Genomic DNA, 9,932 nt, shown 5'->3' with positions numbered 1-9,932 from the left:
GCCGCCGACACCCGCGCCGTTACCGCCGGCTCCGCCTGCAGCGCCACCGCCGCCACCGGCGCCTGCACCACCGCCGCCGCCCGCCTGAGCGTACACGCCGCCCGACAAGCCAAGGACAAGCGCCGATACCAAAATTTTCTTGGATATATGTTTCATTGCAGCCTCCTGGAAATTCCATTGATTGCGTTGCGAAGGACAATGTCGCAACGCCCGCCCTTCCTGTACTGCAAACGGCGTGCCGCTCAAGCACTTATTTGATGGGCGGTAAGCCTTGCCAGACGGGCATCCGGGCGATTACTGAGAGCGCGGCACTTGTGACCTTGCCCTGCGTGGACAAGGTATCGTCAAAGGGCTTTAGAGGCGCAAAACAAAAACCGGGCATCGCGCCCGGTCTTCAGTCCAACATTCCAATACCCCGTTATTACCAGCCCTGTTGTTGCTGGTAGTAACCGCGCTGGGGCGGCGGAGCGCACGGCACATAGGCACCGCGATAATTGTCGTAGCACGATCCTGGCGGCGGGCCTGGCTGGGCATAAACCGGTTGCGCATAAACCGGCTGATAAGCGGGTTGAGCGTAGACCGGCGGGGCATAAACAGGCGCTGCGTACACCGGCTGCGCCGTGACGGCAGACCCGACCAGCGCACCAATCACTGCGCCACCCAGCAACGCGCCGACTACGGCGCCGCCATTTCCGCCGTGATCGTGTGCGGACGCCTGACCTGCCATTGTGAGCGTACCGGCCATCAACAAGACTGCTGCAACGCGTTTCATTTGAGTTCTCCAGATCCCGTGGTCGGGACTATGGAAATGATCTTATGCGGGCAGCGAAGAAATAACTGATGCAGTTGGTAACGGATCATTTCAGCGGATACATATAGGAATGCCCCGCTTTGCAGTCCCGCTATACAGCCTTTTCACCCTTCAGTCGATGCACGCCTTAGCGCCCGCTCGACCGCGCCGGTCTCGCCCTGCGGGACGAAGATATAACCCTGGCCCCAGACGGTCTGCACGTAGCGCGGGTCGGAGGGATCGGCTTCAAGTAGGCGGCGCAAGCGCCAGATGGATACGTCCAGGCTGCGGTCGCGATACGTCCCGGCCTGTCCGCGCAGCTTTTCGTTCAACTGCGCGCGCGTGAGAACGACCATCTCGTTCTTGACGAAGATCTTGAGTGTTGCAAATTCGCCCGATCGCAGCGGCACGCGCTGGCCGTTGTGGCGCAGCTCGCGCGCAGCGAAATCCACTTCATACGGACCGAACCGGTACGGCGGCCGGTCTTCCGGCGCGCCCGGCGACGCTGCATCACGCCGCCTCAAGACTGTACGGATGCGTGCGAGCAATTCGCGCGGATCGAAGGGTTTGGCCAGATAATCGTCTGCGCCAAGTTCCAGGCCGATCACGCGATCGATCACATCGGAACGCGCGGTAAGGAAGATGACGGGAATATCGTCGCCGGCTGCGCGCAATTCGCGCAACGCGTTGATGCCATCCTGCTCGGGCATCATGACGTCGAGCACGACGATGGACGGCCGTTCTGCGTCGAGACGGCGCTTGAGGCCCGTACCGTCGTGCATTACCGATACCGCGAGGCCATGGCCTTGCAGGAATTCACGCACGAGGTCGCGCACTACGGGGTCGTCGTCGACGAGAAGAACGTGTTGGGTCATGCAGCGATTCTAAGACGCGCAATATGACTTTCGCGACAGGGATTCCTTTCCGCGCCTTTCATCGGATTGCACGAGGAGCGATGGCTCGCGTGCCTCAGACGAAATCGGCGAGCCGCGCCGGCCAAGCCTCCGGGCCGGCAATGCGTGCAAAACGACGGTTTTCCGGGCGGCGTCGCGTAAGAATCCGTAACCATGCAAAGGTCACGGAAAAGCCGCATCCTTATCCTGCACAGCTAAAATTTCCCGCATGACTACATCGGTATTGATCGTCGACGACGACCCGGCAGTGTGCGACCTGCTGAGCCGTTTCCTGATTACGCGCGGGCTGGAAGTCACTGTCCTGCACGACGGCACCGCCTTGCGCCGGAGGCTGGAAGTCGAACGGCCGTCCATTGTGGTCCTTGACATCATGATGCCCGGCGTCGACGGCCTCACCGCGTTGCGCCAGGTCCGCGCCGCCGGGGACGACATTCCGGTCATCTTCGTCACTGCACGCGACAGCGTGACGGAGAAAGTGGAAGGCCTGGAACTCGGTGCCGACGATTACCTTTCCAAACCCTTCGATCCGCGCGAGTTGCTTGCCCGTATAGATACGGTTTTGCGGCGGCGCGCGCCTGCGTCCTCGGCGCGTCCCGAAACCCGCGCCAGCGAGCGTTTCGGCCGCTTCGAGCTCGACTTCGTCACGCGCGCGCTGGTGAGCGGCACCGAGCGCATTGCGTTGCGCGACAGCGAGTTTGCCTTGCTCAAAGTACTGGTCAAGCATCCGTACAAGGTGTTGTCGCGCGTGTTGATTCACGATCTCGTGCATCGTGACGATGCAACCTTCAACGACCGCAGCCTCGACGTTCCCATCTGGCGCTTGCGCAGGATCATCGAAGAAGATCCGGCGAGTCCGCGCCATGTCCAGACCGTGCGTGGCCAGGGCTACGTGTTCATCCCCGATCCCGATGGAGTCCGCGACCGCCCCGATCGTGCAGCGCCGGTATGAAGATCTTCGGCTTTCCTGCCCGGGGCTCCTCTGCCCGGAGCAACCCGTTCAACTCGCTGTTCGGGCGCATGGCGCTCATTTCACTGGTCGTGCTCTTTGCCGTGCAGGCCTGCTGGTTCGCGGTACTGACCGTGCAGCGTCCCCATCACGATGCCGAAGGTTACGCACGCGGCCTGACGCTCGTGCTGGCCGCCGCGAACGACGACGCGCGCCAGGGCGTGCGGATAGCGCCCGCGCTGAACGCGAAGCTCGTATTGGCCGCGAATCTTCCTGAAGGCGTCGCGTTGCGCGAACCGGATCATGGTCCGATCGTGCATTTGCTGCGCGAGTTGCGCAACCTGCTGCCGCGCGGCGCACAGATTGCCGTCGATGGCCCGAATCATTCGCCGCGTCTCTGGGTGCGTTATCCCGACAATCCCAACTGGATCGTGACGCCCGTGGACTTGCCGGCGGCGCCACCGATTCTCATCGAATCCGTGGGGATGTTGCTGGCAGCCGTGATCCTTTCGCTGGTCGCCGCATGGCAATTGCAGCGGCCGTTGTCGCGTGTCGCGCAAAGCGCGCGGCAGTTCGGAACGGGCGAGCGGCCGGTGCCCGTTGAAGAACGCGGACCGCGCGAATTGCGCGACCTGATCCGCGCATTCAACCAGATGATGCGGCAGATCAACGACGCCGACGACGAAAAAGCCGTGATGCTGGCGGGCATCGCGCACGATCTGAAAGCGCCGCTCACACGCTTGAAACTGCGGGCGAGCGTGCTTGTCGACGACGACGCCGAGCGCGCGCATTTCATCCGCGATATCGATTCGCTGACGCGGATCGTGCAGCAGTTTCTGGAGTTCGCGGCAAGCACGCCGTCGGTGGGTCCGGCGGTCGGCGTGGACGGCTTCCTGGCGGAACAATTCGCGCAGGACGAGGCCGGCGAAGACGCGTTGTTCCGGCTCGAGCTGCTGGCGGGAGACGGATTCAGGTTGCCGCGAACATCGCTTGACCGGTTGGTGACGAATCTCGTGGATAACGCGCTGGAACACGGCGCACCGCCCGTCGATATCGGCACGTCCCGCCGCGGCAACGAATGGGTGATCACTGTACGCGACCACGGCGGCGGCATCCCGCCGGAGCGTCTGAACGATGCCCGCAAACCCTTCGTGCGGCTCGATCCGGCGCGCGCCGGAGACGGCCATTGCGGACTCGGCCTGGCGATAGTCGGACGCCTCGCACGCGAACTCGGCGGCCGGTGCGAGATCAGCAACGCGCCGGAACACGGACTGATGGTGCGGATCGTGGTTCCGGTTGCGGCCGACTATTCGGATGCAGGCGGCAGCGCGCCGATGCAAACCACGCGCACGCCGCAACCCGTCATGGCTTCTTGAACACGGCCTGTTCGAGTTGATCGAAGTTGAAGGGTTTGGCCAGCAATGTCGCATCGCTCAAGTCACTGCCGAGTTCCGATGCAATGCTCGCGCCATAACCCGATGCCAGCACCACTCGCACACGCGGCTGCAATCGCCTCGCAGCGCGCGCCAAGTCGAGGCCCGACATGCCGGGCATGCGGACATCGGTGAGAAGCACATCGAATGTCTGATTGCCGATCAGATCGAGCGCAGCCCGAGCGCTGTCCACCGCGTGGACCTGCGCGTCGAGCAGTTCCAGCAACTCCCGCGTGGCTTCGCGAGTGTTGATATCGTCTTCCACGACCAGGACGCGTAACGCCTGCGGGCCGGCTGGTTCCTCAGGGTGCGCCTGAATGGGCGGCTGGCTTTGTTCCGTGCGCAGCATCGACCGCACCTTGCGTGCGAGCGCATCCCGCCTGTACGGCTTGCTGATCAGCGCCACGCCTGCGTCGAGCCGGCCGCCGTGGACAATCGCATTTTCCGTGTAGCCGGAAGTGAACAAGACTTCCAGCGACGGCAGCATCTCGCGCGCACGACGCGCCATATCGACGCTGCGTAACGGTCCGGGCATTACCACGTCGCTGAAAAGCAGGTCGACGTGAACGCCGCTTTCGAGCACGTTCAGCGCGCTCTGGGCATCGGCGGATTTCAGGACGTTGTAGCCGAGTTCGGTCAAGGTGTCGACAACCGTTGCGCGCACGTTCGGATCGTCTTCCACGACCAGGATCGTTTCCGTGCCGCCCGTCACCGGTTCGTGCAAGGTCTCCACGCGGTGCGCTTCTTCTTCCATTGATCGAGGGAGGTAAAGCTTGACCGTCGTGCCCTCGCCCGGTTCGCTGTAAAGCTTGATGTGGCCGCCGGTCTGTTTCATGAAACCGTACGCCATGCTCAAACCCAGCCCCGTGCCGCGGCCTTCCGGCTTGGTCGTGTAGAACGGTTCGAAGGCCCGCGCAATAACCTCGGGCGCCATGCCGGTACCCGTGTCGGATACAGCGATCATCACGTACTGGCCGCTGCGCAGGTCGTCGTAATGGCGCGTGTACTCGTCATCGAGCATCGCGTTGCCGGCTTCTATGGTGAGGCGCCCGGCGCCGTCCATGGCATCGCGGGCGTTGATCGCCAGGTTGACGATCACGTTCTGCAGATGATTCGGATCGGCGAGCGTATTCCACAGGCCGCCCGACACCACCGTCTCCAGTTCGATGGTCTCGCCCAGCACGCGGCGCAACATGTCGTCCGAGTTGCGCAACAACCGCGCGACGTCCAGCGCCACCGGTTCGAGCGGCTGGCGCCGCGCGAACGCCAGCAGTTGCGAAGCGAGTTTCGCGCCGCGTTCGACCGCTTCGTGTGCGGCAGCAAGCCGCCGCGTCAAGGACTCGTGACCCTCGGCGTCCTGCGCAGCAAGCTGCAGATTGCCGCCAATGACTTGCAGCACGTTGTTGAAATCGTGCGCCACGCCGCCGGTCAGCTTGCCGACTGCGTCCATTTTCTGCGACTGGGCGAGCACCGCAGCGGTCTCGCGGCGTTCGGATTCGCTTACGCGCAGCGCGGCGGTGGCTTCATCGATACGCTGTTCCAGCGTCTCTTTGTGCAGCTCAAGCGCTTCGCTGAGACGTTTTTGCTCCTGCAGCGCCGTGTCGAGCGAACGCAGGTTGAGCACGCGCGCAGTGATATCGCGGGAAATCGATACAAGCCATTCCACGCCCGTCGGCCCGTTGACGGGCGAAACCGTCACCTCCCAGTACTTCGGCGTGCCTTTGGCCGTCGGACAAAGCGCTTCGAAGCGGGAATGCCGGCCCTGCAGCGCGTTACTGATGGCATCGCTTAGCAACACGCGCGATTCTGCCGGCCACAAGGATACCCACGACTTGCCCTTGAACGGCGCGAAGTCATCGATTTCCATCAGGCAGATGCCGTTCGCGTTCATGAACTCGAGCGTGCCGTCGGGTTTCATGATCTTGATGCAATCAGTGCTGCCGTTCAGGACGCTCAGGAAAAAACGGTCGGAATTTGGGGCGGCGTCAAGGGCCGGGGCGGTCGTCGCACCGAGTTCAGGCTCCGCCGGTTGAGGACCGAGAGGAAAACCAAACGGAACGTCGGCGCGTGCAACTGGTTCGGGCGTCGGGAAGCAGTGCGCACCCGTATCGTCAAGACGTGCGATCGCGGAATCAGGGCTAACGGGGTCGGTCATGAATCGGGCACAGGCGAGGGGAAACAGCGATGACAGCGCGAAGCAAGACGAATGGATGCGCTGGACGTGATCGGCAGTTGCAAGCAAGCAACGCGCCAGTCGGCAAATCATCAGCGCTTTACGTGTTGAAGGTTGTGCAGTGGACGCTCCACTGCAAGGCAGTCGTCTGCATTTCACATGCGGCGTGTAAAAAGCGTCACGATGGCCTGTAGTTCTTGCGCGATTTTTTAGTAAAGAGAGGCCCTGCCATGACCGTGCTGCCGGCAAGTTCGAACTTTAGGATCTCAAGCGTTTCCCTGATGGCGATTGACTCACGCGCGCCATCTCAGCACGACTTCAAACAATACGTTCCAATATGCGTTGGCAAGCGCGCTTCTTGCTGGCTCTGTTGCGCCCTGCGAGGCACCGCACCGCAGGGCTCGAATTCATGACCGGTGTATTCGTAGGTTGCCCGTCATGCACAACTGGCCGCGTCCACCGGGCGCGACATCTGGAGACACCCCATGCCTTTGGCCACGAATAACGCCGCTCATCAATCGCGTTTTCCCTCCGCGTTCGCCGCCGCCGTTCATGACGGCCTCACACATTCGCCGCAGAAAGAATTGCCGTCGATGTATCTGTATGACGAAGTCGGCTCCGCGCTTTTCGAGGTCATCACCGCGTTGCCCGAATACGGCGTAACGCGCGCCGAGGAGCGCGTGCTGTTGGCGCATTCGGCGGATATCGTCGCCGAATTGCCGCGCAACGTAACCGTTGCCGAGCTTGGCAGCGGCAGCGGACGCAAGACGCGACGCATCCTGGAAGCGTTATCGAAGAAGCGCCCCACCGGCGCCACCGAATACTGTCCGATTGAAATTTCGCCTGCCGCGTTGCAATTGTGCAAGCGTGAACTTGGGGATATCGAGCGTGTTTCGATAGTTGGATATGAGCGCGATTACCTTGCCGGACTCGCCGAAGTCAGTGCCAACCGGCGCGAAGGCGAAGTATTGCTCGTGCTATTCCTGGGCAGCACGATCGGCAATTTTTCGCGGCTTGCCGCGACGCGTTTTCTGAAATCGATACGTGGCATGCTCAAACCCGGCGATGCGTTGTTGCTTGGCATGGATCTGCTCAAGCCGCTGGATACGCTGATCGCCGCTTATGACGATCCAATTGGTGTAACGGCCGCGTTCAATCTGAATCTGCTTGCGCGGATCAACCGCGAACTGGACGCCGATATTCCCCTGGATGCGTTCAAACATCTCGCGCGCTTCAATCCCGATGCACGCAGCATCGAAATGCATTTGCGCGCAACGCGCCCGGTCAAGGCGACGATTCGCGCTGCTGATCTGACCGTGGAGTTTCGCGAAGGCGAAACGATCTGGACCGAGAGCAGCCACAAGTACAGCGCGGATGAAGTGGGGCCGCTGGCATCGGACGCGGGTTTCCGTTGCGCAAGGCAATGGACGGATGATGAATGGGGCTTTGCAGAGAGTTTGCTGGTCGCGGGGTGAGCATTGATCGCCTTTCCCGCGTGTGGCGTTATTCAGAACCCGCGCACTCCTCCGACTGAATCAGTTGGGTGCTGCGGGTTTCGTCAATGCGCATGTGAAGGACCGGGGCCGACGGCCGATGACGTTATCGGTATCCGCCCGCCGACAAGCGCTTGAACCTAGTGCTGCTCGAACCGCTCGAACCGCTTTTCGATATACCGCTCCTCGCTGGTCAGGTCCGTAACCCGCGCATGCGGCGGTCCGCGCCGCAACCATTCGAGCATTAGATCGACCTGATTTGCGGGCCCCTGAATCATCGCTTCAACAGACCCATCCTCGAGATTCGCCACCCACCCGCGGACGCCCAGCGAATGCGCGCGCCGCAATGTCGCGTGACGGAAACCGACGCCCTGCACCACGCCCCGCACACGCACGTAATACGTTTCTATTCGAGTATCGAGATCCGGACTCGGCATGTTCGCTTCTCCTGATTATTGCGCCAACCAAGGCATAAACTTTCGGGCGGCCATGAACCGGCTCACGCCCATCAGGGAGCATTCTAGACAAGACCGGCAAAACGGACAGCGCACGCGTCCGCGTCATCGTCCCCAATCAGCCAAGCCGGAACGGCTGCGCGGTCTCTCCGGAATTGCTGCTCGCGCGCCGCGCCACCGCTTCGCGCGGCACGGTGACTTCGAACACCGTGCCATTCTCGGCATCGGAGCGCACTTCCACACGGCCGCCATGCATCTGCGCAATCTCGCGCGTGATGTACAGCCCGAGCCCCAGACCACCCGTTTCCTGCTGCGGCCTGCCCGACCGGTACGGCGCGAAAATCGTCGGCAGGACATCCACGGGAATCTCGCCGGCGTTCTGCACCGTGATCGTCACTTCGTCCGCTGTCTCACCGTTGAGGCGCACGTGGATTGGCGAACTCTCGCGTCCATGCGTCAACGCATTGCCGATCAAGTTCGAAAACACCTGCGACAACAAATCGCCATCGCCCTGCAGCAACGTATCGCCGTCGCGGAAAATAAAGATGCGCCCCTTGCCCACGCGCGCTTCGTATTCCTCGACGATATTCTTCGCCAGCGTCAGCAATTCCACTGCCCGCGGCTGCAGCGTCACGCGTCCGCCGCGCAGCCGTGCGAGGTTGAGCAGCTGATCGACCATGCGCACCATCCGCATGCCGCTGCTCTTGATACGCGTGCCGATATTCGCGACGTTTTCATCGGGGACGAAACGCGCCAGATATTCCGCCGATGCAATCACCGCCGACAACGGCGTGCGCAGGTCGTGGCCGAGCACGGCCATGAGCATTTCGTTGGCATCGAGGAGATGCTGGACGGTTGCAAGCTGCGTGGCCAGTTGCTGCTTCTGCTTCTCAATCTGGATGAACACATCCACCTTCGAGTTGAGAATGCGCGAATCGTACGGCTTGTAGAGGAAGTCAACCGCGCCGGCTTCGTAGCCACGGAACGTGCGCCCGGTGTCCTGTGCGGTCGCGGTCAGGAAGATGATCGGCACGTGCGCCGTGCGCGGACTGCCGCGCATCAGTTCCGCGAGCTCGAAACCGTCCATGCCGGGCATGTTGACATCGAGAATGGCGAGCGCGACTTCATGCTTGAGCAGCAATTCGAGTGCGGCGGGACCCGATCCGGCGGCCAGCACGGAAATGTCGGGCCGCGCGAGCGAGGCTTCGAGCGCGGTGATGTTGTTCTGCACATCGTCAACGATCAGAACGTAAATCGGTTGCCTGTTGAGTTCCATTAGCGGAGTTCCATTTGGGGTGTCAGCTCCAAGTCAACCTGGGTCACGTCGCAGATCCTTGTCCGATGCCGCGCAAGCGTGCGGCCATCGCGTCGAGTGTAAGAACATCATGTACTCCGCCGCGCGCAATCGCGCCCAGCGGCATTGCGGTGGACGACGCAGTCTGCGGGTCCTGCACCCAGCAGCGGCCACCGGCGTTCCTGATCGCAGCGAGGCCGCGCGCGCCATCGTCGTTCGCGCCCGACAACACAATGCCAAGCAATGCATCGCCAAAACACAGCGCCGCCGATTCGAACAGCACATCCACCGATGGCCGCGAAAACCGCACCGGCGGATCGACCGATAACGAGATCGTGCCATCGGGCTCGACCAGCATGTGATAACCCGGCGGCGCGAGATAAATCGTGCCGCCGGTGATGGTGGCTTTATCGTCGGGTTCCACCACCGGCAAG

Annotated in this window: 9 protein-coding genes; 3 read left to right on the top strand and 6 right to left on the bottom strand. The window is 62.1% G+C overall.

All coding sequences use genetic code 11. The annotated features are described in order from the left end of the window. Positions 1–421 precede the first annotated feature (421 nt). Both ACFFAR_RS15065 and ACFFAR_RS15060 read right to left on the bottom strand, forming a co-directional pair. Entirely contained in the window at positions 422–772 is a 351-nt protein-coding gene (locus ACFFAR_RS15065) for a hypothetical protein (protein ID WP_062003447.1), read from the bottom strand. 143 nt (positions 773–915) lie between these two features. After that, positions 916–1,665, bottom strand: a complete 750-nt coding sequence (locus ACFFAR_RS15060) for a response regulator (RefSeq protein ID WP_174363079.1) — start codon at positions 1,663–1,665, stop codon at positions 916–918. 247 nt (positions 1,666–1,912) lie between these two features. Here ACFFAR_RS15060 and ACFFAR_RS15055 point away from each other — a divergent pair, with 247 nt between their 5' ends. Together ACFFAR_RS15055 and ACFFAR_RS15050 are read left to right on the top strand one after the other, a co-directional pair. Beyond that, entirely contained in the window at positions 1,913–2,653 is a 741-nt protein-coding gene (locus tag ACFFAR_RS15055; RefSeq protein ID WP_174363080.1) for a response regulator, read from the top strand. Beyond that, on the top strand, positions 2,650–4,026 hold the full coding sequence (locus ACFFAR_RS15050) for an ATP-binding protein (protein ID WP_375508067.1): 1,377 nt from the start codon (positions 2,650–2,652) through the stop codon (positions 4,024–4,026). Before ACFFAR_RS15055 ends, ACFFAR_RS15050 begins: the two co-directional genes overlap by 4 nt. Here ACFFAR_RS15050 and ACFFAR_RS15045 read toward each other — a convergent pair. Then, positions 4,013–6,238 carry a response regulator gene (locus ACFFAR_RS15045; RefSeq protein WP_174363081.1) on the bottom strand — a complete coding sequence of 742 codons (2,226 nt, stop codon included), beginning with the start codon at positions 6,236–6,238 and terminating at the stop codon, positions 4,013–4,015. The genes ACFFAR_RS15050 and ACFFAR_RS15045 overlap by 14 nt on opposite strands. Positions 6,239–6,741: 503 nt before the next feature. Here ACFFAR_RS15045 and egtD point away from each other — a divergent pair. Next, on the top strand, positions 6,742–7,731 hold the full coding sequence (gene egtD / locus ACFFAR_RS15040) for an L-histidine N(alpha)-methyltransferase (protein ID WP_174363082.1): 990 nt from the start codon (positions 6,742–6,744) through the stop codon (positions 7,729–7,731). A gap of 158 nt (positions 7,732–7,889) precedes the next feature. Here egtD and ACFFAR_RS15035 read toward each other — a convergent pair whose 3' ends face one another. The 3 genes from ACFFAR_RS15035 to ACFFAR_RS15025 all read right to left on the bottom strand — a co-directional run. Then, positions 7,890–8,186 carry an acylphosphatase gene (locus ACFFAR_RS15035; protein WP_174363083.1) on the bottom strand — a complete coding sequence of 99 codons (297 nt, stop codon included), beginning with the start codon at positions 8,184–8,186 and terminating at the stop codon, positions 7,890–7,892. Positions 8,187–8,322: 136 nt separating this feature from the next. Then, complete coding sequence (locus tag ACFFAR_RS15030; RefSeq protein WP_062171706.1) at positions 8,323–9,480, bottom strand: hybrid sensor histidine kinase/response regulator; 1,158 nt, start codon at positions 9,478–9,480, stop codon at positions 8,323–8,325. Positions 9,481–9,523: 43 nt separating this feature from the next. Beyond that, the coding region (locus tag ACFFAR_RS15025) for a chemotaxis protein CheB (RefSeq protein WP_375508066.1) at positions 9,524–9,932 on the bottom strand (409 nt) is incomplete at its 5' end.

It is taken from the genome of uncultured Caballeronia sp., assembly GCF_964243625.1.
Taxonomy (GTDB): domain Bacteria; phylum Pseudomonadota; class Gammaproteobacteria; order Burkholderiales; family Burkholderiaceae; genus Caballeronia.
This window is presented reverse-complemented; position numbering and strand designations above follow the sequence as displayed.

Coding starts and splice junctions, on each gene's coding strand:
- ACFFAR_RS15065 (WP_062003447.1), bottom strand. CDS start 772: ATGAAACGCGTTGCAGCAGTCTTGTTGATGGCCGGTACGCTCACAATG.
- ACFFAR_RS15060 (WP_174363079.1), bottom strand. CDS start 1,665: ATGACCCAACACGTTCTTCTCGTCGACGACGACCCCGTAGTGCGCGAC.
- ACFFAR_RS15055 (WP_174363080.1), top strand. CDS start 1,913: ATGACTACATCGGTATTGATCGTCGACGACGACCCGGCAGTGTGCGAC.
- ACFFAR_RS15050 (WP_375508067.1), top strand. CDS start 2,650: ATGAAGATCTTCGGCTTTCCTGCCCGGGGCTCCTCTGCCCGGAGCAAC.
- ACFFAR_RS15045 (WP_174363081.1), bottom strand. CDS start 6,238: ATGACCGACCCCGTTAGCCCTGATTCCGCGATCGCACGTCTTGACGAT.
- egtD (WP_174363082.1), top strand. CDS start 6,742: ATGCCTTTGGCCACGAATAACGCCGCTCATCAATCGCGTTTTCCCTCC.
- ACFFAR_RS15035 (WP_174363083.1), bottom strand. CDS start 8,186: ATGCCGAGTCCGGATCTCGATACTCGAATAGAAACGTATTACGTGCGT.
- ACFFAR_RS15030 (WP_062171706.1), bottom strand. CDS start 9,480: ATGGAACTCAACAGGCAACCGATTTACGTTCTGATCGTTGACGATGTG.